This is a genomic window from Gracilibacillus kekensis (assembly GCF_900143085.1).
Taxonomy (GTDB): Bacteria; Bacillota; Bacilli; order Bacillales; family Amphibacillaceae; genus Gracilibacillus; species Gracilibacillus kekensis.
Genome location: NZ_FRCZ01000010.1, coordinates 58,997 through 82,281, shown reverse-complemented (window position 1 = coordinate 82,281; position 23,285 = coordinate 58,997). Strand labels below are relative to the sequence as shown.

The window sequence follows — 23,285 nt, the reverse complement described above, 5'->3', positions numbered from 1 at the left end:
CTTTTGGACGATATATACTTTTATCGGACACTAGGGCAGTTGCGAGCTTCTTCTTTTGGTCGATATATACTTTTATCGGACACTGGGGCAGTTGCGAACTTCTCCTTTTGGACGATATATATACTTTTATCTGGTATTTCAATTCATGTGGGCTTTGTGCCCCCTGTAAAGAGTATTATTTCAGAGCGTTAGCACAGCATTAGTTTTGATACTTTTAATAAACTATTTCTGTTAGTTCAAAGCAATTTAGTTAAATGGCAATACCCAGTTTGTAAAAGGAAAGTGGCAGCCGAAGCGGATGTTAACCATTTCAAAATTACTACAAAGTTTACTCCGTAGTTTCTTCCTAAGACGCATAAAAATCCAAACGATTTGAATCGTTTGGATTTTCTAATGCTAAGATTTTTTGTTGCTGCCTGTTTTTTATTACAATATATATTTTGTATTTTACACTTGAAATTTTTTCATCATTTCTTGTAATTCTTCAGATAATTGTTTCAATTCATCAGAAGTAGATACGAGTGATTCACTTACTTTTAATTGCTCTTCTGTTGTCGCTGATACTTCTTCACTAATTGCAGAAGATTCTTGAGCAGTTGCACTTACTTGGTGAATAGTTGACGTCAATACTTCTTGTGAATCTCTCAATTGTTGAATAGAAGATGTAACTTGCTGTATCTTGCCAGAAAAGGCACCCATACTGTCTCCCATACCATTTAAAATGATTTGAGTATCCTCGGCCTGTGTTACTTGTTCTTGGAATCGAGGAGTTGCTTCTTCTAATACCCCAAGCGTATCATTTACCTCATTTACAATTCCTGTAGTAATCTCTTCTACTTTATCGATTGAATCTTTTGATTGTGTAGACAATTTACGTATCTCATCGGCAACAACTGCAAAACCTTTACCAGCTTCACCCGCACGAGCCGCTTCAATCGCAGCATTTAGAGAAAGTAGGTTCGTTTGTTGAGCTATGTTAGTTAGCATTTCCATTACTTGATTTATTTGTTCAGTACTTTCTTTTAAAGTATCCACTTTTTGAACGAGTGCATTTGTCATTTGTTCGCCATCTTTTGTTTTAATTACTAGCTCATTCATTTTCTCTAAACCTTCATGACTTCGTTCTACTACTTCGACAGCATAACTTTCCATTTCGTTATTATTCTGGAATACATTCTCTACTTCTTCATGGATATTAGATGCTAAAGCATTTCCTCGTTCAGCCTCATCTGTCAGACCTGTTGCACCACTCGCAATTTCCTCTGATGCAGCAGCAACTTCTTTAGCAGATTGTGATTGCATTTGAGAAATATCTGTCAATTCTATTGCAGCATTTAATACTTTGTTTGCTGAATCTCTTGTTCTATGCATCATTTGTGAAATGTTTTCAAGCATTTCATTGAAACTTGCAGTAAGCTCACCGATTTCATCTTTTCTATTTGTGTCATCAGATCTTACAGTCAGGTTACCTTGTTTAGCGGATGCCATTAAACTAGAAACATTTGCAATTGGGCTAGCGATGTTTTTAACAATTCTACTAGCGATAATAATTGAGATTACTAGCGATAGAATAATGATTCCTACTGTTACGTAAAATATAATTGTAGTATCCTTCGTTAACTCGGCTTCTGAAACAGATCCAACCAAGTACCAATCGGTAACTTCTGAATCATGTTGGAACACTAATTGACCGTTATCTTCAGTCATATTGGCTACCGAGTCAACAGCAATTTGATAATCATAAGGCTGTGCGATTTCTTCAGAATTAAAAGAGAAAACGACTTGATTGTTTTGATCAACCATACTAACGAGTCCTTCTTCTCCAAAACGAACATCTTCTAAGGCTTCAATAAATATATCGTTATTTAATTCTACTAATAAAATATACTCTGTACCACCAATTCTTAATTTTTGACCAAAAGTAACGGTTGGATCTCCTGAATCACCTGATACACCATTTGGAAGGCCCCCAATCCAAGCTGTTGCACCTTCTGATTCGACAGCATCTTTATACCATTCAAATGAAAATAAATCTTCTTCAGATACAGATTCAGTTGAAGAAATGATTCTTTCTTTTTCAGTATGTAATAAATAAAGCGTCATATTACTATCAATCATAGTAAGGTTGGTTAATGCATCATCAATTGTACTTTTTAGTGAGAAGTATTCAAAATTATTAGTATCTTCATAATTATCTAATTCTCCTAAGGTTTGACTGAAATTATCTGCCATCAGTATTTCTGTTACACGGTCTTTATATTGATTCATTAAATAATCCAATTTGTCACCAGACTGTACGATAGTTTGTTCGGAAGCCTCGGTTACTTTATCTTTAATAATGTTATTTGAGATAAAATATGAGGAAATACCGACAATAATTACGCTTATTAGCACGGTCGATAAAATACTAATTAAAATTTTGGTACCAATAGAATTCTTTTTTGAAACGGTTGCATTGTTTATCAACTTTTTGTTAGTTGAAGTTGATTTATTCTTTCTTTTCTTTGGTGCTTTCAATATTAAGGCTTTACTGTTGTCTTTAATTTTTTTCGCTACTGTAGAAATTGAAACTTTAGCTTTCTTTAACCCCTCTATACTCTTGTTCTTAAAATTGTTAGCCATGATTCATCCTCCGTATGTTTATTTTTCAAGAAAAGGCTTCCAAATACAACTAATAATTTAGTCATGGGGACCATAAATTATTATATAATTAATCAATTAGAAATAGTTCAATATGATTATAACATGATTATTTGTATTAGACGATAAGAAATGTAAAATTATTTTTTATTAATTTAAATTAGTTCTTTAGTATGATGTTATTATGCTGTGATTTTGCGCAAGAACTTGATGAATGATAAATAAAAAAATCCAAACGATCAAATCGTTTGGATTTTTTAGTTTAATAATTCTTTTGTCCTAATCACTATCTGAATAATAAGTATAATGAGATTGTTTGGAGGTTAGCAATGATCATTTATTTACAGTTTTCACCATCACAAAAACTGCCTTGTTTAATATTCAAACTCTCCAATTCCTGATTTTCTTCCTCAACTACTTTTTCGACAGCTTGCATAAAAGTTTCGATTGGTTGTGCACCAGAAATTGCATACTTTTTATTAATTACAAAAAATGGTACACCTGTAATTCCTAATTTGTTAGCTTCCTTTTGGTCATTTTTAACCAGATCTGCATACAATGATTCATTTTCTAAAATGTTATTTACTTCATTCTCATCAAACCCGATATCTTTTGTAATAGTACGTAATGAATTAGGATCACTCAAGTCTTTTGATAAAGTGAAATAATGATATAACATCGTATCAACATATTCTGCCTCACGGTTAATTGTTGCTGCATATTTACTGAGGCGATGAGCATGAAATGTATTACCAGGTTTCATTGTGTCAAAAACGAATTCAAGACCAACTGTTTTCGCTTGTTCTGCAATTTGCTGATTCGCTTTCTGTGCTTGCTCAATAGTCATATTGTACTTTGAAGCAAGTGCTTCATGTATATTTTTACCGTTATAATTAGGAGCGTTAGGGTCTAATTCAAAACTTTTATATTGAATAGATACATTTAATTTTTCTGGAAATCTTTCGAGTGCTTGTTCTAACCTTTTTTTGCCAATATAACAAAAGGGACAAACAAAATCTGACCATATTTCAATTTGCATATTAATACACCTCTCTTAAGCTTGTATTCTATTTTCACATAAATAATTTGTTCAAGAAAGGATTTTGCTTAAGAAGGTGCAGACTGTCACAAATCCACTCGATTAATTGACAAGACCATCTTATTTGTTTGGTCGATCGTCATCAGCTATTTCTTCAATAATTTCATCTTTCATTTCATCGTAAATTTTATCTTTAAATTCATCATATAATTCTTCTTTCATTTCATGATAAATTTTATCTTTAAAATCATCATAGAAATCATTCTTCATCTCTTTATATATATTTTCTTTGAAATCTTCCTTAAAATCATCTTTAAATTCATCTTTGAAATCATCTTTAAAGTCATCTTTAAAGTCATCTTTGAACTCTTCTTTGAACTCTTCCTTGAACTCATCTTTAAACTCATCTCTAAAATCATCTTTAAATTCGTCTTTGAATTCATCCTTGAATTCGCCTTTCACTCTGTCTTCACGCTTTCTGCGACGAAGTTTACGATCAATTTGCCAATCTTTTCCTAAGGTAATGAGGACTGAAATAATCATTAAAACCATCACAATTGCAAATGGTAATGCTGCAATGATTGAAGCAGTTTGCAAGGCATTTAAGCCTCCACCGCCACTAAATAGCAGGACACTTGCAGCACCAGCAATTAGAAATCCCCATACTAATTTTACCCATGTCTTTGGCTCGAGATCTCCGTTAGAAGTCATTGATCCAAGTACGAATGAAGCCGAGTCTGCTGAAGTAATAAAAAAGATTAGTATTAAAATAATCGCAAGTGTATTTGTAATTACACTTAATGGCAATTCTGCTAACATCGCAAATAATGCAAGTTCTACATCTGAGTTAACTAATTCTGCTAAGCCACCCGCACCATACATTTCTATGTTTAGCCCAGTACCACCAAATGTCGTAAACCATATAATGGCTAATAACGCAGGGACGATTAGTACCCCAGCCATAAATTCTCGTATTGTTCTTCCTTTTGAAATACGAGCTATAAAGATTCCCATAAATGGTGCCCATGAAATGTGCCATGCCCAGAAGAAAATGGTATTCGTTCCTAACCATTCACTCTCAGAAAAAGGTGTCAGTGTTAATGCCATTGGTACTACATTTGTTAAATAACCCCCAAGTGTAGTAACAAAACTTTCTGCAATAAATAAAGTAGGCCCTACAATGATGACAAATAGTAATAAAAGACCAGCGACAACTAAATTAATATTACTCAATATTTTAATACCACGATCAAGACCACGGGCAGCTGAAAGCATAAATAATACCGTTACGATCGATATAATGATTAGTTGTGTCCATGGTGAATTAGGAATAGGTGAAATGTGTGATAATCCACCAGTAATTTGCATGGCACTTAAACCAAATGTGGTTGCTACCCCTGTGCAAGTCGCTAATACTGCTAATGTGTCAATTGTTTTACCAGCCCAACCATTAACTCTGTCACCAAGAACTGGATAGAAGGCAGAACTGATCAAAGCTGGTCTATCTTTTCGGTATTGGACATATGCAAGTGTCATACCAACAATTGAAAAGATTGCCCATGGATGCAATGCCCAATGATATGAACCATAACGTAAACCAGCCAGAGCTGATTCTCTAGTATTTGGTTCATAACCTAGGGGTGGATCCATGTAGTACAGTAGCGGTTCTGCAACGCCCCAGAAAACAAATCCAACACCGATACCTGCAGCGAATAACATGCCAATCCAGGAAAACCAAGAATATTCAGGTCTGTCCTCAGGTTTTCCTAGGCGAATCTTACCGTAAGGACTCACAGCTAATGCAATAACAAAAAGAACGAATAATGCGGTGATTAGCATGTAAAACCATCCAAAATTGGTAATCATCCAAGATAATCCAGAATTGGCGGTCTCATTAAGGGAACCTGGAGAAAACGCTCCCCATAATACAAATATTGCAACCAATATGGTAGATATAATAAATACAATTCCTACCTTACCTACTTTATCATTTGTTTTTTCTTTAGTTTTCATAAACACCTATGTCAAACAACCGCTGACATAGTTCCCCCTTTCCATCAATTAAGTACAGCTATGTAAAATACTTGTTCGATCTATGTCTTTCTTGTTATTCCCAGTATTCGTCATAATTAATCTACTTATAGTTAATTTTTGTTAAATGCAAGTAATTAAACATGTAAAGACACTTTTTTATTCTGTCAAATGATTATAGAAATAACAGAGCATTCATGTCAATTGCCAAGTCACAACGTAGTAAGGTTGCATATTTTAATATAAGACCTTGTTATGCTCATTCAATTTAAGACCTTAAGTAGTAAGTAACTCTCGAGTCTAATCAGAGGAGGTGTTCAGATGGTGACAGAGTTTTTATACTTTTTCCAGGAAGATTTCTACTATATTGTCCCAGCGCTTTGGTTTATAGGATATGCATGTAAAAGAACACCATTTATACCTGATTGGTTAATTGTTTGGATATTGTTGTGTATTGGGGTCCTAGCTTCTTGTAATTTATATGGGTGGAATACGAGAGCTATTGCCGAAGGGGTTATTGCTACAGGAATGGCAGTATTTAGTCATCAAATTGTCAAACAAACGTTTCATAAGGACGAATTATAAGGAGGTTTAAAAATGGCGGAGTATCAAGGTTATCGAATTACAAGTCCATATGGGTATCGAACACATCCAATCAGAGGTTCAAGAAGTTTTCATGCAGGGATTGACCTTGCAAAATCTCACAGAGCTCCAATTAAATCATTTACCAGAGGAACGGTCATTTTCTCCGGATTTGGGAAAAGTGGTACAGGCTTAGGGGGATATGGAAATGTTGTGTTAATACGAGATAGAAATAATCGTGCACAGTTATATGCGCATTTAGATTCAACTGTAGTCAACAAGGGGCAGTTTGTATCAAAGGGCGAAATTATTGGTTATCAAGGAAAAACAGGTTTTGTAACGGGTTCTCACTTGCATTTTGAAGTGCGTAAAAAGATGGAATTTTCTCCACCTTACGGATATCGATCGGACACAGCAGCATCAACTGTAAATCCTATCAATTATTTGAACCAATTTACTGCCAGTGAATATCTTAAAAAAGGTGATAAAGGTAATGTAGTAAGAAAACTTCAGACCCAACTTATAAAGATGGGATTTCGTTTAGAACGATATGGTGTTGATGGAAATTTTGGCCAAGAAACAGACAAAGCTGTTAAAGCATTTCAAAAATCGCAGGGAATAAAAGTGGATGGAATAGTAGGACCGGTGACAAATGCAAGGCTAGAAAAGGTTAGTACATTAATAGCCAACTATCCAGGGTTGATAAAGAAAAATAGCAGAGGCCAAGTGGTACGAATTATTCAACGAAAAGTTAGAACAAAAATAGATGGTATTTTTGGGCCTAAAACAGAAAAAGCAGTTAAGCAATATCAGAGGAACAATGATCTAAGAATAGACGGTATTGTAGGTCCAAAAACGTGGCAAAAAATGTTCCGATAGCGACTTGAAAAATCACTACCACTCATATATGAACGATTTCAAAACTTGTATATACAAAAATGGATCTGCTGAGGATGTGTATGGCAGTGTAATTGTTCTAATACCTCCACTTCGCGTTTCAAGCTATAGCAAAGAAGCTAAGTGGGGGATTGTACGCTCACAAATTTTTTGATATTTTTTTACTGAATTTAGTGGAAGTCAAAAACTCTCAATTTATATTTAAGCGATCCTTCATCACAATTTATTGAAGGAATTATAAGAATATTCTAATAATTTAGTTGAATCTGTCGATATAGGTATTAAGTATTATTTATATTAACGACAGGAGGCAACTATGAAAAAACAAAACAAAGAAATTAAACACTCGGTACGAAAAAAGTTAATGGTTACATCACTTTTATTATTAATCGTACCATTAGTATTACTTGGGTATAGTACTTATCAACAAAGCGAAAGTTCTCTTAATGAGTTGGGGGAAACAAATTTACGTAACAGTGTCGTATTTACAAATGAAATGATTAATTCATTAAATAAAGAAGTGGAAAAAGGAAACATTTCACTGGATGAAGCACAAGAAAAAGTGAAGACTGTCATATTGGGAGAAAAAAATACAGACGGAACGCGCCCGATTAATGATCGTATTAATTTAGGTGAAAATGGATATGCATATATTACAGACGAAGAAGGGATGTTACTGGCACACCCAAATCTTGAAGGGCAAAGTCTTTGGGAATCAACGGACTCTTCAGGGAATCTATTTATGCAAGAAATCACAGATAAGGCAATTAATAACGGTGGGGGTTATGTTTATTACGATTGGCCGTTACCACATGATGAAAACGTAATTGCAGAAAAAGTGGTATATACCTCTTATAATGAGAATTGGGGTTGGGTAATTAGCGCAAGTACATACCTCATGGACTTTAATTCTTCAGCTGACACCATTTTGTATCAAATTGCATTTATAACCATATTCTTTATTATTTTGGGAATTATAATTGTTTGGATATTCTCTAGAAGCATAACAAAACCTTTAGGTATAGTAACAGGTAGAATGAAAGAATTAGCTGCAGGAAACTTAAGTTTAGCTCCCATTGAAGTGAAAACAAAGGATGAATTGGCTTCACTGGCAAAAGAAATGAATAATATGCAACATAGTTTAAACAATATGATTACTAATATTTCAAAGGCTTCTGTTTCGCTAAATCAACAAAGTGACGGACTAAATAAATCTTCTAATGAAGTGAAGATTGGTTCTGAACAAGTTACAACTACTATGGAAGAATTGGCATCAGGTGCTGAAGTTCAAGCGAACCATGTTAGTACATTGTCACAAATGATGGAGAATTTTAAAGAAATAGTTTCAGACACTAATAAAGAAGGTACTAATGTCGGAAACGTGTCAATGGAGGTCTTAGAAAAATCAGAATCTGGAAGTAATTTAATGCAATTGTCGGCAAATCAGATGACAAAAATTGATCAGATTGTAAAAGAAGCGGTGGAAAAGGTACGGAGTTTGGATGCACAATCTCAAGAGATTGGTCGATTAGTGTCCGTAATTCATGATATCGCAGAACAAACCAACCTCTTGGCATTAAATGCCGCCATTGAAGCAGCGAGAGCTGGAGAACATGGCAAAGGTTTTGCTGTAGTTGCCGATGAAGTCAGAAAATTAGCTGAACAAGTTTCCGACTCTGTCTCAGATATAACTGGAATCGTATCCAGAATTCAAACAGAATCAACGGATGTTTCTAATTCGTTAGAAGAGGGTTATTCTGAAGTGGAACAAGGAACAACCCAAATATTAACTACGCAGGAAACGTTTACAGAAATAAATGATTCTGTGAAAAATATGGTAGACCGAATGAAACACATTACAACTAATCTAGCTAATGTTTCTTCACGGACAGAAGAAATGAATGAATCTATTCAAGAAATTGCTTCGACTTCCCAAGAATCCGCTGCAGGTATTGAAGAAACTTCTGCCTCGGCTGAAGAAACAAGCAGTTCGATGGAGGAAGTAGCTGGACAGGCTAAGCAATTAGATCAATTAGCATTCGAAATGCAAGAAATAGTTTCTCGTTTTCGTTTGAAGAAATAAAGAGCAAAAAACTCGCAGCTATATAATAGGTGCGAGTTTCTATTTTGCACAGAAATAATGGGTGGTGTTTATTTTATTCTCGTTTAGGGAGGGGTTACATAGTAGTCGGTTGATATTCATCTTTGGAGGCTTACCTTATTGTAATATTTCACATGTGAATAAAGAGAAAGTTACACATATAAATATATATTGATTCTTTAAAAGATGATTATAAGAGTATATCATTGAAAATTGAAGCATGAATAAATTGTTTGCGTTTACATCAGGTTTTGTCGAAAATGTGAAATGTGATATGATTCCATTTGTTCACGGCGGAAAGTTTCTCTGATTAGATCAGATCAGAGAAACAAAAATATAGAGAGAGGTGCTTCATGAACATAGCAAAATTAAAAGAAACATGGTTTGGTAATGTCAGAGGTGACGTACTAGCCGGGATCGTAGTAGCTTTAGCCTTAATTCCAGAGGCAATTGCCTTTTCGATAATTGCGGGCGTAGATCCAATGGTAGGACTATATGCGTCCTTCTGTATTGCGGTGGTAATAGCATTCGTTGGTGGAAGACCAGGGATGATATCTGCTGCGACGGGTGCAATGGCTTTATTAATGGTTACACTGGTTGCAGATCATGGATTGCAGTATTTACTAGCAGCCACGATCTTGACTGGGGTATTACAGATTTTGTTCGGTGTATTTAAGTTAGCTACAGTTATGAAATTTGTACCACGATCGGTAATGGTAGGGTTTGTTAATGCACTTGCAATACTCATTTTTATGGCTCAGATACAACATTTTGAAGGTGAAGGTTTGCTAATGTATAGTTTAGTAGCTTTAACATTAGCAATTATATATATCTTTCCAAAATTAACGAAAATCATACCTTCAACGCTAGTAGCAATTATTGTTGTAACCGTAATGGCAATCTATTTCGGATTTGATATACGATCCGTTGGAGATCTAGGCAATTTAAGTTCAGAGCTTCCTGTGTTTCTGTTGCCTGATATCCCATTGACTTTTGAAACATTAGCGATTATTTTTCCTTATTCGCTATCACTAGCTGTCGTGGGTTTACTAGAATCACTACTCACAGCAAATATAGTAGATGATATGACAGATACTGAGAGTGATAAGAATAAAGAGAGTCGTGGACAAGGTATTGCTAATATTGTTTCAGGATTCTTTGGTGGAATGGCAGGTTGTGCAATGATAGGCCAGTCGGTAATTAATGTGAAATCTGGTGGTAATGGTAGATTATCGGCCCTTGTAGCAGGTGTTTTTCTAATGTTTCTAATCATTGTGTTAGGTGGATTAGTGGTTCAAATACCAATGGCAGCATTAGCGGGTGTTATGATTATGGTTTCCATTAGTACGTTTGATTGGTCATCGGTCAAAAATCTCCACAAAATTCCTAGAACAGATGCTGCGGTTATGGTTATCACAGTTGTAACTGTAGTTGTAACACATGATTTATCGATTGGTGTTTTAGCTGGTGTGTTATTAAGTGCCATTTTCTTTGCTGCTAAAATTTCAAAAGTAACTGTAACACAAATTGTAGCGGTAAAAGGTAAAAAGAAAGTATATAAAGTGGATGGTCAAATATTCTTTGCATCTGTTAATGATTTAGTGGCAAAGTTTAATTTCAATGAGGGAATAGAAGAAGTAGAAATCGATTTGACTAATGCTCATTTATGGGATGATTCAGCAATTGGAGCACTAGATAAAATTGAGTCGAAATTCGAGCAGAATCATGTTAAAGTTGAATATGTAGGATTAAATGCAGAAAGTAAATCATTAAAGAAAAAAATCGGTGGTTTATCGAAAGCTTCAGGTCATTAACATGCAGGTGAGGTGTAAATATGTATAAAAAGGTATTGCTTGCAGCAGATGGATCTGATCATTCTATTCGTGCCGCTTCCCATGCAGCAAAAGTAGCTAAGATCGATCAAGGGAAAATTGATATTGTTTATGCAGTTGATGGTAAGACTTCTAAGGAAGATGTTTTACATGGCTTAGACAAATATCAGGTAAAAAAAGAAAGAAAAGAAAAATTAAAACCAATCATAGACGTAATTGAAGCAGCCGATTTAGAATGTGAAACACATTTTGTACATGGTGAACCAGGTCCATCTATAGTTGATTTTGCAAACAATAATGACTATGATTGTGTAGTTGTTGGAAGTCGTGGATTAAACAAAGTACAAACTATGATCTTAGGTAGTGTTAGTCATAAGATCGCAAAAAGGGTTCATTGTCCAGTGTTAATAGTTAAATAATAAAGAAGAGTTAGTTGCTAGATAGCACTAACTCTTTATTTGTAAATATTGATCTTAAAAGTTGAGTAAATGTAGACGATATAATAGAATATTTGTGAAGATATAATATAAAGCGGTGAATAATTTGATAGATGACACAGGAGAAAGAATTATACCTGAACAGATGAAAATAACAAATGAATTGTTAATTGAGCATTTAGCCCGTTATCATTTTTCCGTTCCACATGTATATGGAAGGGTATTAGATCTTGCTACAGGTGTTGGCTATGGAGCGCATGTTATAGCGAAGAAATGTAAAAAGCAAATAGAAGAAATTATAGGCGTTGATATTGATCCTGAGGTTATTAAATATGCCCAAGGACAATACTATCACCCGCTCTCTAGTTATCAGGTGGAGGATGTTACAGACACTAAATTACCTGAGAAACTCGGACAATTCGATGTAATCTTAAGTTTTGAAACGATTGAACATATTGAAAATGAAGTACAGTTTATGGAGAACATCTTTAAAATGTTAAAACCAGGTGGTACTTTGATTTTATCGACCCCTTTTGGTGAAGGAAAAGGAATACCTTGTGGCTCCCCATTTCATGTTCATCAAATGACGGAAAACGAATTTATGCAAATGTTTGAAAAATTCAAAACAAAAGTTTTTTACTGCCAAAATGGAGCATTAATTGAACCAGTAAATACGGCTCAAATGGTACACCACCCCCTCGGAATAGTCATAGCGCAAAAATAATGATGAAATACACCTGGAAAATAGGTGTATTTTTTGTTTGAATAATTTTACATATTATATCTTTACAATTTGCCTATCCATATATGATTGGTCAAAACGCATTAAGTAGTTAATTTACAATCCTAGGTAACATATTTATAACTAGGTATATTAGATCATTATAAATATTATCATGGTAATGGGATTATCATCATGATAGTATAGGAGTATATAAAAAGAAAGCAAAGGGGATAATAGATTATGCAAAAGTTTCAACAAATTAAATACAAATTACCGGCCATTATGATCTTACTTTTAGTCATACCGATCAGTGTGGTTGGTTATATCTCTTATCAAAAAACAGAGATACTTGAGAAAGCCATTATCCAAAAAGACGATATCGTAGAAATGACTCCGAAATACGAAAAAATATTTGAAGAATATGAATCCATTCTCACCTCTCTCACTGAATCGGAAAAATTACAGTATGAAAAGGTTTCCACCTCAAACCTTGATGAATCAACTTATCCCAACATGCCTATTTTAAATAATCCAAAACTAACAACTTATTATGAGAATTTCTTAACAAAACAGGCATCCGATGATCCCTATATCATTAACATGTATATCGGTACTAATGACGGAGCGTTATATTTAAATAACATTCCAGATGATGATGTCGATCTCACATCATATAGTGCAACATCAACGGATTGGTATGAAAAAGCATCAAAATCCACGGACGAAGTGGTTTGGACAGAACCATACATAGATGCAGCTAGTGGAAAACCTACTATTACTTTAGCAAAAACTATTTTAGCAGATTCAGGTGAAATGATTGGGGTAGCTGGTATAGATTTTGATATGTATGTAATTGCACAAAATATGCGCCAAGATATATTAATGTCCACGATAGTAACGATGGCTATCTCTATCATAATAGGACTAGTAATTGTGGTTATGTTTGTAAAAGTTATCAATTTCAATATTAATCAAATCAAAGTAGAGTTAAATAATTTAGCAGCAGGTGACTTAAGTGGTAAAAAAGTAAAAGTCAAAAGTAAAGATGAGTTTACCGTGTTAGCAAATGCCATGAATCAAATGAAGGATAATTTATATGAGATGATTAATAAAGTAATGATGGCTACAGGTAGCGTGATGCAACAAAGTGGTACATTAAATCAATCATCTGACCAAGTCAAAGAGGGTAGTGAGCAAATTGCAGCTACTATGGAAGAACTATCCTCAGGAAGTGAATCACAAGCAAATCATGCGTCAAACCTTGCAAGCACAATGGAAGAACACAACCGAAAAATAAAAATAGTGGCGGAAAATGGTCAACTTATTGCGAAGGAATCAAATGAGGTCTTGAATGTAAGTAAAAGTGGTAAAGAGTTACTGGAACAATCTGTTATCCAAATGCAGACAATTCATGATATGGTTCAAGATTCTTATCAAAGAGTAACAGGGTTAGATAAACGAACAGCAGAAATTGATAAAATTGTTATTGTAATCAAAGAAATAGCAGACCAAACAAATTTATTAGCATTAAATGCAGCGATTGAAGCTGCGAGAGCAGGGGAAGCAGGAAAAGGTTTTGCCGTTGTAGCTGATGAAGTAAGGAAACTCGCTGAACAAGTGACGGCTTCAATTAGTGATATAACTGGTTTAGTTGCTAATATTCAAGATGAATCCGGTCAAGTTGCAGATTCATTGGAACTAGGATTTAAAGAAGTTGAAAAAGGGACATCACAAATAGGTAAAACGGGAGAAAATTTTGCTCAGATTAATCAATCCATTTCTGACATGGTATTACGTGTACAAGAAATTGTTCAAAGCTTGGAAGAAGTTAACGAAAATAGTATCGACATGCACAAATCAGTTGATGAGATTGCAGCGGTAAGTCAAGAGTCAGCTGCAGCTGTTGAAGAAACGGCCGCTTCTGCTGAACAAACAAATCATTCAATGGAAGGTGTCTCGAATAGTGCACAAGAATTAGATGTGTTGGCACAAGAATTGGATGAACAAGTTGCAAAATTCAAAATTGTGTAAAAGAATGGGCGTAATGCCTATTTTTTTATGCAATAAACATGTTTAACTTCTTATAAATCAAGTATAGAATCAAGGAATGAAGATGATTACACCGAGAAGATAAATAAAGCAACTTAATAAATATTAAATCATAGTGTTTATCAATTGACAAAGTACCGGGCAGGGTATATATTTGGGTTACAGTAAATTTAGTTTAAAATAATACTTTCTTAAATCCGATAATTTTAGTATGATATTGGTAATGACTTGAAATAGAAAGGGTGTCTTCATCATGGAATATGATACACAAGTTAAAAATAGAATGAAACGAATTGAAGGTCAAGTGCGTGGCTTAATTAAAATGATGGATGAAGGCAAAGAATGCCGAGATGTTGTCACACAAATGTCAGCTGTCCGAAGTGCGCTAGACCGAACTGCAGCATTAGTAGTTAGTTCAAATTTAGAAAGATGTATTCGTGAAGAAAAAGAAACTGGTGAATCGTCAGAAGATTTGATAAAAGAAGCTGTAAATTTATTAGTGAAAAGTCGTTAATAATATTAAAAGTAGAGTTTATTTGAACTCTATTTTTTATAAAATGAAAATTTACCATTACAGGTACGTGTATGTAAACTTACGCAAACAACGCTTTATCGTTGAATAGGAAATACTATGGTTACATGATATGATTGATAATTGTTATACTAAATATATACTATTAATGGAGGTATCAATATGAAAGAAATACATGCAACAGAGTTAGCTGAAAAATTGAAGTATAATGAAAAAGTTAATATTATTGATGTGAGAGAAGATGAAGAAGTAGCACAAGGTGTGATTCCAGGTGCTAAACAAATAAGGTTAGGAGAAGTTCCAGAAAGATTAAATGAACTTAATAAAGAAGAACACTACTATATTGTTTGCCGTTCAGGTGGACGAAGTGGTCGTGCTACTGAATATTTAGAAGCAAATGGGTATGACGCAACAAATATGGAAGGTGGCATGCTCGCTTGGGAAGATGAAACAGAAATACCGAAATAAATATGGGAACAGACTTATTAGTAATAGCTGATTTTGGTTGAAATAGGGCACTAAATTTTCATCTAATAAAACACAATAGAAAGGATGATCGTAATGTTTCATTATACATTAACATCGAAACGAAATATGGATCAGACCATTCAATCTTTAAAAGAGTGCCTTTCTGAAGAAAAATTTGGAGTTTTATGGGAATTTGATATTAAAGAAAAGTTACAGTCAAAAGATATAGATTTCGACAAGGATTATATTGTATTAGAAGTTTGTAACCCCCAGGAAGCGAGTCGTGTTTTAAAAAAGAACCAATTAGTAGGATATTTTCTTCCTTGTAAAATTGTAGTATTTGACGATAAGGGGAAAATTAAGGTTGGATTACCAAAACCATCTGTAATGATTGACTTAGTTGAAGATGAAGAACTTAAAGAAATTGCTATAGATATAGAGAAACGTCTTATCAGTGCAATCGATAAAAGTATTAAATAGACGTTGAGACAAAAGAAATCATAATTCAAAAATCCAAACGATGATTAAGTAGACCTTAAAATCGTTTGGATTTAAACGTATTAGGAAGATACTGCGCAATAATAGATTTGGTAATGTTGATAATAAATATGAGCGGGTGCTAACCAGTTAAAGCAATCTCAAAATTACTATCTCATTTGTTGAGCAGTTTCCTAATGTTGCGCAACAATATACTTACTGCATCGTTCGTATTTGACGTTGAGAAAATAGATTATGACTTAATCTATTTATTTAACAAAGATAATTAGCTAATCCTCTCTAACCTTTTTGTGAATCATTCCATACATTATATTAATTATTAAAAGAAAATAGGAGAAATTTTTAGTAAAATAGTTTTATAATTTAAGTCGCTGTGTTAATATATATGATATAATAGTACTACATAATAGAAAAGGCAAATCTATTGAAAAATAGAGACGCAAAACCACAGGTCTAATGTGAGTAATCACGATGATGGCTGGGTTACCTGATTTTAGTTGTACAGGAACCTATACATTTATTTGTATAGGTTTTTTGTTTACAGAACTGAGTATTTAGTCCGAACTTTTTTATCGTGGTTATTCTCTCGAAATCCCCACTGCATCGACCAAGGAAGGTATAAAACCACCTGATAAATTTCACAAGGCAGTAAAACTCCTGCTAAAAGAGATCTCTCTAAAAACACAAAAATCTTACTGATAGGCTAAACGACTGTCTATAAATTTATATTTTAAGTGAAAGTAATGAATACTAAATTAAGCAAAACTATTTCAGAATAGTTAGATGAGGAGAAAAAGTGATGCGCAATGTCTTTACTAAAAAAGTTAATTTATTCATTATTACACTAATACTTACTGTCATTGCGCAATCTCTTTCAGTTCCACTTATATTTGGAACTAGTATCAGTATTGCTCCAATTATTTATCTTGCGAGTATCAGGATTTTCGGAATACGCTTTTCATTATTATTAGTAGTCTCATTTAGTTTCGTTACCTACTTTTTACATATTAGCAATACTCTTATTTTTTTGAGTATTGTAGAAGTACTTCTCATTGGCGGTCTCTACACTAAAAAGGGAAAAGATATTTTCACATGGAGTTTCGCTTATTCTTTGGTGATTTTCTTGATTTACTTTTTAACATTGCTTTTTTTTATTGACAGTGCAGTACTTGCTAATTCGATAACTAATTTCCTAGTCTTACAACTTATAATTGCTTTAATGTTTTCGGCGTTAATAGCAGACATCCTTTGTGATTATGCACCATTCATTCCAAAGTTCAAAGGATGGTTTCAAAAACGGCTTCGATTACATTTTGGACAGATAATTTCTCATATATTGATTTTCTCTGCTGTCTTTCCGTTATTAATCGTAATTCTCGTTACTAGTAGAGGACTTGAAAATAATATGTACCAGGAATTCCAAAATCAATATGACCAATTGGAAGATCGATTGCAGATAAAAATTAACGAGATGGATTCTGCAGAGATTCAAAATTATGAACTTGATTCAGAGCTGGAAAAAGCAAAAATCAAATCTAGGTTGGATAATTATATTGGTTTTTCCGATAAAAGAGTGTATATACTTGATCAGAATAATGATGTTTGGCTGGACACAAAAAATCAGAGTATTGAAGACAGAAACCTTCACCATATAGAAACCGGCTATGTCAGAGATACTCCATATGCTGGTTATATATGGTTGTCAAATAACCAACAAACTCTTATTGACTGGTACCAGGGTTATTATATCGGTGAGACTAGTTTCCTAAACAAAAGAACCTTTTTAACTATTCCTATGGACAATTTTGTGGAAGAAATAATATTAGAATTGATTGATTATCTTATTTTTGTTCTTGCGGTAGTAGGTGTGTCTCTATTTTTTGGTATTATAGTAAATCGAATACTATCTAAGTCTTTTATTCAACTAACACAAATTACAAGTGATTTACCTGAAAAGATGGAAAGACAAGAATCATTTCACTGGAAAGAGACTAATATTGAAGAATTTTCTAGATTGAGAGAAAACATCAAAAAAGTAGCTAACCAATTGCAATCTATGTTTGTGGATGCCAAAAAGAGAAATGAGCTATTAACTGCTAGAACCAATCAATTAATTGATTCGGAAGCCAAATTATACCGTTTAGCACATTATGACACTTTAACGGAACTTCCAAATCGTTATTCTTTTCATATTGACTTAAAAGAAATTTTAAATGAAAAATCTTTGAAAGAACGCTTTGCAATTGTTTTTATTGACTTGGATAAGTTCAAACAGGTAAATGATACATTGGGTCATAGTGGAGGAGATTTATTATTGAAGGTATTCTCCAAAAGGTTAATTCAATTTGAAAAAGACTACCCTGTTTGTTTTTATCGATTAGCAGGAGATGAATTTGTAGCTATCGTTACATTAGCTGAGGAAAAAGATGTACAACTATTAATTGATCATATGATGGAAGTTGTCAACCAACCATTAGTAATTAATCGAAAAGAAATGACATTAACAGCCAGTATAGGGATAAGCTTTTATCCAGACAATGGCAAGACGATAGATGATTTGTTACATTATGCAGATTCCAGAATGTATGAACAGAAAAGAGTACGACATAATCAACACGATTAATTATGACCGTAACTCTCCAAAATAAAGATTAGAATATAAGTAAGGATTAACTAATAGTTTCGTTAATATTTATGAGGACTTGTTGCCGTATCAATTTATAAACATCTAGGAGGCAAACAATTGAAAAACACTAGAATAACAATAACACTGATTTGTTTGATTCTCTTACTGGGGTGCCAATCAGATGCTCTTATTCCTTTTGATCAATCTTCCCTTGCCTTGCAAAACGTAGAAGAACAGGCGGAACAGAAGTCTGATCAATTGGTAATTTGGACACACGAAAATATATTTGAAAATTCATTACCGATTTTTTTAGAAAGATATCCAGATTTACAGGTGAAAATTGTTCCTAAAAATACTAATAATTTAGTTGAAGAATATCGCAGCAGTCTTATGACAGGTCAAACACCAGATTTGTACGTCATACCTGATGAGGTTCTTGGAGAGTTTTCCAGTATAGGTGGATTTGAGAATTTGTATCAGGAACCCTATTATGACGAAAAATTTTTCGAACGGAGACCAGAAGGCTTGTTAAGAAACTATATTAATAGAGAAAAACAAGAGATGTTTGCTATGCCATTATTGTTTTTTCCATACATAACCTTTTACCGAGCAGATATTTTAGCAGAAAAAGGTTATCCAAGTGACCCTGACAAATTAGCAACTTTATTAAATGATGAGAAGAAATGGATGGAGATGGCACAGAAGCTAGAGGATAATGATCAATATATTATCGAGTCTGAGCATATGATGTTAGATATGCTATTAAGAACAAATTACTTTTTGGATAAAGATTATAATTATTTAGGTAAAGAAAATGACTTTCAAACATTAACGAATGCAGCAATAGAAGTTCCTGAAAAAGGACTAAGTCCGTACTACAATATTTGGAATGAAAATGGTCAAAAGGCAATTCAGGATGATCAACTGGTTATGTTTCAAATGGGTAGTTATGTGATGGAAAATTTAAAAGAGTGGGTACCTGAACAGAAAGGTAAATGGGGGGTTACCTCTATGCCGTTCGGGCTTTCGGGTACAGATAAGAAAGCTAGTATGTCGATCGCAATCGCAGAAGATAGCGATAATAAAGAAATAGCCTGGGAATTTGCTAAACAGATGGCGAATGATATGTTTTATATGTACGAACAAGCAGAAAACGATCCATATTATATAAATAATGACTTGAAAAGCACTTTTTGGAAGGTATTATCCAATGACACTATAGGTCAACCTCAACCAGTAGACCAGCAGATACAATTTATATGGGATGTCAATATGAAAGAATTCCATAGTGGAACAGAAGTGACTAAAGAGGCAATTAATAAGATTCACGAAAATATTGAAGAACGGATCAAATATGATCAAAGAGCATTAAAACAATTGATACAAGAAACTAGTGAGCAAGACATCGATAAATAGATCGGTGTCTTGTATTTGTATGTTTGGAAAGTATTTTTATTTGAATACCTCTAATCAGTTCGTTGGATGAAAACGATGCTTAATTGATATAGGAATATCATATAATGATGTTATAATTAGAATATAAGTATACATTATTAAATGGTTGGTGGTTAGAATGGAAATGGATTTAAAGGTTTCAACAGGTATGGCAGGCTTTGATGATACAATTGACTCACTAAGATTAGGAGATAATGTAGTATGGCAAGTCGATAATATAAATGCATATAAAGATATTATAACGCCATTTGTTCATAAAGCGTTAAAGGACAATCGAAAAGTAGTCTACGTCAGGTTTGGACAACACGAATCCCTTGTTAGTGAAAAAGAAGTAGTTCAGTATAATGTTGACGCTAAAAGAGGTTTTGAAAGTTTCGCTACTGAAATTCACCGATTAATTGAAAAAGAAGGTTTAAAAACGTTCTATGTTTTCGATAGTTTAACAGATCTTTTATCTAATTGGTATTCGGATTTAATGATCGGAAACTTTTTTAAAGTTTGTTGTCCTTATTTATATGAACTTGATACGGTAGCATATTTTGCAATTAACAGAAATGTCCACACCTACAGTACAATCGCACGAATCCGAGAAACTACGCAAGTCTTATTAGATCTTTATGAAGTAAATCAAAAACATTACATTCATCCACTAAAAGTATGGCAACGTTATTCACCAACAATGTTTTTCCCGCATTTGATCGAAGCTGATCGTGTTAAAAGCATTACAGCAAGCTCTGAAGCTTCTGCTCTCTTTTCCGATATTAATCGTGTCGAAGAACGAATGGATTATTGGGATGTTATTTTTTCAAAGGCGAGAGAAGATCTACAGAAAGATCAAGCAACCCAAGGGCATACAAAAAGATTGCTCATGTCTTTGTTAATTGGTGAAGAATCCAGAATGTTTGAATTATGTGATCAATATTTTACATTACAAGATATTGTAGACATTGCAGCAAGGGAAGTGGGGACAGGATTTATTGGGGGCAAGAGTGTTGGGATGTTGTTGGCACGAAAAATCCTGAAAAGCGATCCTGAACAACGTTTTACTAAATATATGGAAGCACATGATTCTTTTTATATTGGATCAGATATTTTTTATACCTATATTGTCCAAAATGGCTGGTGGAAATTAAGAGTCAAACAAAAAACGAAAGAAGGTTATTATAAATATGCAAGGGAACTTCGTGAGAAAATACTAAATGGTGAATTTCCAACAAATATTAAAGAGCAATTTGTCCAGGTATTAGAGTATTTCGGACAATCTCCGATCATTGTTCGATCTAGCTCTTTACTAGAGGATAACTTTGGAAATGCATTTGCTGGTAAGTATGATAGCGTGTTTTGTGTTAATCAAGGAACTCCAGAAGAACGCTATCAAGCATTAGAAAAGGCAATCCGCACAGTCTATGCTAGTACAATGAATGAGGATGCACTTGAATACAGAATGAATAGAAGTTTATTCGAAAAAGATGAACAAATGGCAATTTTAATCCAACGTGTATCAGGAGATCATTATGAGGATAATTTTTTCCCTCACGTAGCCGGTGTTGGTAATTCTTCTAATCTTTATGTTTGGGATAAGAGTGTTGACATGGATGCTGGTATGATTCGTCTTGTATTCGGCTTAGGAACCAGAGCGGTAGATCGAACTGTGGATGATTATGCCAAGATTGTGGCACTTGATCAACCGACAAGAAAACCGTTAATGCACATGGATGACTTAAAGAAATTCTCACAACATGGCGTGGATATTTTATCCATTTCAAAAAATGAGTTAACTAGTGTTAAGGTAGATGATGCAATCGCAAATGTCTGGGATGTGGAACGGAATTTATTTGCTTCAATTGATACCGAAACGTCATTTCGTTTAAAAGATTTAGGCTATAAAAACATGCCAACGCCATATATTCTAGATTTTAAAAACTTGTTAAAAAATTCAACTTTCGCAAGTATAATGAAAGAGATTTTGGCAGAAATATCCCGTGTATATGATTATCCGGTTGATGTTGAATTTACAGCTAATTTTAGAGATAAAGCTAACTTTTATATCAATATTGTCCAATGTCGTCCCCTTCAAACAAAAGGGTTGGGTAAATCAGTGACAATTCCAGAAATTGATGAAAATCAAGCCTGTTTTATACAAACAGAAGGAAATTTTATGGGAGGCAATATTCGCCTTCCGATCGATTATTGCATTTACGTCGATATGGACGGGTATCTCGCATTGAATGAACAAGATAAATATAGTGTCGCCCGTACGATTGGTAAAATTACGAGAGATTTAAAAAATGAACGCCTCTTATTGGTTGGACCTGGCCGTTGGGGCACAACTACTCCATCATTGGGTGTTCCAGTACATTTTTCAGAAATACAACATGTGAATGCAATTTGTGAAGTATCCTCTCAGGAAAAAGGCTTTATGCCTGAACTATCATATGGTAGTCACTTTTTCCAAGACATCGTTGAATCAGATATCTTCTATGTAGCACTATTTGACGGAGAAGAAGGTGTGCGATTTGAACCATCCTATATTGTAGAACGAGAAAATTTATTATATAAATGGGGAAAAAATCCGAAATTAACCAATCAAGTGATTCATGTCAGTGAAGTCACTGGAATGGAGTTACTTTCGGATATAGTAAAACAAAAACTATTATGTAAATAGAGAGTAAGTGTTGCCTAGTAAAAAAAGGCAGCACTTTTTTTGGATGAGTTTATATCTTTAAAAATCTTACAGACAAATAAGAAGAAATTCGAGGATTTTGTCCGTAAGAATAGATCTTACGGACAAAAAAGAGGAAATACGAAGATTGTGTCAGCTGGGCTCGAATTGTCGTGAAGAACGAGGATTTTCTGCTACTCACTTAGCCTACTGTTATCAAAAAACTGAAGATAATAAAGAGGCAGAGAAATATTACTTGCTAGGCATACAATTGTTAGAAAAGGTAAACAACGTTGGTTTAAAAGAAGAAGCTTATTTTGCCATTATTTCGTTTTATCAAGAGACAGAGCAACCTAAACAGCGACGTTTCTATGAAAATAAATTAGTGGAATTGCAAAAAAAGAGCATATAGCGAAATGAATAGTACATGCTATTTCTGAGGTGAGATGCATGAAATCAAAAAAACCAATGAAGAAAGATTCACAAAAAGTTGCAGAAAGAAATTATGAAGTGGAAGATTATCAACGTGATGATCAATTGAGTCAAGGTTTAGCTGAAACACACGAACAAGCAACAGATACATTAAAAGAAGGCTATAATGAAAAACTGTCTGATTAGCAGGCAGTTTTTTTATAACCTGTCATAAAAAAACTTTACAGTTCTTCACTCATTATGTTAACCTAATTTTTATAAAAGTTAACAAAGGAGAGGG

Annotated in this window: 19 protein-coding genes and 1 riboswitch; of the genes, 16 read left to right on the top strand and 3 right to left on the bottom strand. The window is 33.8% G+C overall.

The genetic code is table 11. The features are described 5' to 3' along the window. A partial coding sequence (locus tag BUC25_RS19495) for a hypothetical protein (RefSeq protein WP_211619604.1) occupies nucleotides 1-192 on the top strand: 192 nt, incomplete at its 5' end. Between the two features lie 255 nt (nucleotides 193-447). Here the strand turns inward: BUC25_RS19495 and BUC25_RS18065 are convergent. The 3 genes from BUC25_RS18065 to BUC25_RS18055 all read right to left on the bottom strand — a co-directional run bounded on the left by BUC25_RS18065 (nucleotide 448) and on the right by BUC25_RS18055 (nucleotide 5,692). Next, entirely contained in the window at nucleotides 448-2,622 is a 2,175-nt protein-coding gene (locus BUC25_RS18065) for a methyl-accepting chemotaxis protein (protein WP_084543530.1), read from the bottom strand. 355 nt (nucleotides 2,623-2,977) lie between these two features. Next, nucleotides 2,978-3,679, bottom strand: a complete 702-nt coding sequence (locus tag BUC25_RS18060) for a DsbA family oxidoreductase (RefSeq protein ID WP_073203269.1) — start codon at nucleotides 3,677-3,679, stop codon at nucleotides 2,978-2,980. A 120-nt stretch (nucleotides 3,680-3,799) separates the two neighbouring features. Further along, on the bottom strand, nucleotides 3,800-5,692 hold the full coding sequence (locus BUC25_RS18055) for a BCCT family transporter (protein WP_073203268.1): 1,893 nt from the start codon (nucleotides 5,690-5,692) through the stop codon (nucleotides 3,800-3,802). Between the two features lie 339 nt (nucleotides 5,693-6,031). Here BUC25_RS18055 and BUC25_RS18050 point away from each other — a divergent pair, with 339 nt between their 5' ends. From BUC25_RS18050 to BUC25_RS17980, 15 genes are all read left to right on the top strand, one after another. Then, nucleotides 6,032-6,295: a phage holin family protein gene (locus BUC25_RS18050; RefSeq protein WP_073203267.1), complete on the top strand. Its 264-nt coding sequence runs from the start codon at nucleotides 6,032-6,034 to the stop codon at nucleotides 6,293-6,295. 12 nt (nucleotides 6,296-6,307) lie between these two features. Further along, nucleotides 6,308-7,171, top strand: coding sequence for a peptidoglycan-binding protein (locus BUC25_RS18045; protein WP_073203266.1), 864 nt, complete (start codon nucleotides 6,308-6,310; stop codon nucleotides 7,169-7,171). Nucleotides 7,172-7,505: 334 nt separating this feature from the next. Further along, the gene (locus BUC25_RS18040; protein ID WP_073203265.1) at nucleotides 7,506-9,272 is read left to right on the top strand and encodes a methyl-accepting chemotaxis protein; all 1,767 of its coding nucleotides are present in this window, start codon (nucleotides 7,506-7,508) and stop codon (nucleotides 9,270-9,272) included. 371 nt (nucleotides 9,273-9,643) lie between these two features. Then, complete coding sequence (locus BUC25_RS18035; RefSeq protein WP_073203264.1) at nucleotides 9,644-11,104, top strand: SulP family inorganic anion transporter; 1,461 nt, start codon at nucleotides 9,644-9,646, stop codon at nucleotides 11,102-11,104. A 20-nt stretch (nucleotides 11,105-11,124) separates the two neighbouring features. Next, a complete protein-coding gene (locus tag BUC25_RS18030) occupies nucleotides 11,125-11,541 on the top strand; it encodes a universal stress protein (RefSeq protein ID WP_073203263.1) in 417 nt (138 codons plus the stop codon). A gap of 124 nt (nucleotides 11,542-11,665) precedes the next feature. Continuing rightward, nucleotides 11,666-12,283 (top strand): class I SAM-dependent methyltransferase, encoded by a 618-nt coding sequence (locus tag BUC25_RS18025; protein WP_073203262.1) that lies wholly within the window; start codon nucleotides 11,666-11,668, stop codon nucleotides 12,281-12,283. A gap of 240 nt (nucleotides 12,284-12,523) precedes the next feature. Then, the gene (locus BUC25_RS18020; RefSeq protein ID WP_073203261.1) at nucleotides 12,524-14,314 is read left to right on the top strand and encodes a methyl-accepting chemotaxis protein; all 1,791 of its coding nucleotides are present in this window, start codon (nucleotides 12,524-12,526) and stop codon (nucleotides 14,312-14,314) included. A 271-nt stretch (nucleotides 14,315-14,585) separates the two neighbouring features. Then, nucleotides 14,586-14,846, top strand: coding sequence for a metal-sensitive transcriptional regulator (locus tag BUC25_RS18015; protein WP_073203260.1), 261 nt, complete (start codon nucleotides 14,586-14,588; stop codon nucleotides 14,844-14,846). A gap of 180 nt (nucleotides 14,847-15,026) precedes the next feature. Further along, the gene (locus BUC25_RS18010) at nucleotides 15,027-15,332 is read left to right on the top strand and encodes a rhodanese-like domain-containing protein (RefSeq protein ID WP_073203259.1); all 306 of its coding nucleotides are present in this window, start codon (nucleotides 15,027-15,029) and stop codon (nucleotides 15,330-15,332) included. Between the two features lie 93 nt (nucleotides 15,333-15,425). Beyond that, a complete protein-coding gene (locus BUC25_RS18005; protein WP_073203258.1) occupies nucleotides 15,426-15,812 on the top strand; it encodes a DUF302 domain-containing protein in 387 nt (128 codons plus the stop codon). Between the two features lie 422 nt (nucleotides 15,813-16,234). After that, a riboswitch (cyclic di-GMP riboswitch) is annotated at nucleotides 16,235-16,321 on the top strand. 308 nt (nucleotides 16,322-16,629) lie between these two features. Beyond that, the gene (locus BUC25_RS18000; RefSeq protein WP_073203257.1) at nucleotides 16,630-18,453 is read left to right on the top strand and encodes a diguanylate cyclase domain-containing protein; all 1,824 of its coding nucleotides are present in this window, start codon (nucleotides 16,630-16,632) and stop codon (nucleotides 18,451-18,453) included. A 120-nt stretch (nucleotides 18,454-18,573) separates the two neighbouring features. After that, nucleotides 18,574-19,872 carry an ABC transporter substrate-binding protein gene (locus tag BUC25_RS17995; RefSeq protein ID WP_073203256.1) on the top strand — a complete coding sequence of 433 codons (1,299 nt, stop codon included), beginning with the start codon at nucleotides 18,574-18,576 and terminating at the stop codon, nucleotides 19,870-19,872. Nucleotides 19,873-20,035: 163 nt separating this feature from the next. After that, on the top strand, nucleotides 20,036-22,576 hold the full coding sequence (locus BUC25_RS17990) for a PEP/pyruvate-binding domain-containing protein (RefSeq protein ID WP_244535214.1): 2,541 nt from the start codon (nucleotides 20,036-20,038) through the stop codon (nucleotides 22,574-22,576). 97 nt (nucleotides 22,577-22,673) lie between these two features. Continuing rightward, entirely contained in the window at nucleotides 22,674-22,985 is a 312-nt protein-coding gene (locus tag BUC25_RS17985; protein ID WP_139251862.1) for a hypothetical protein, read from the top strand. A 38-nt stretch (nucleotides 22,986-23,023) separates the two neighbouring features. Next, nucleotides 23,024-23,191 carry a YozQ family protein gene (locus tag BUC25_RS17980; RefSeq protein ID WP_073203253.1) on the top strand — a complete coding sequence of 56 codons (168 nt, stop codon included), beginning with the start codon at nucleotides 23,024-23,026 and terminating at the stop codon, nucleotides 23,189-23,191. Nucleotides 23,192-23,285: the final 94 nt, after the last annotated feature.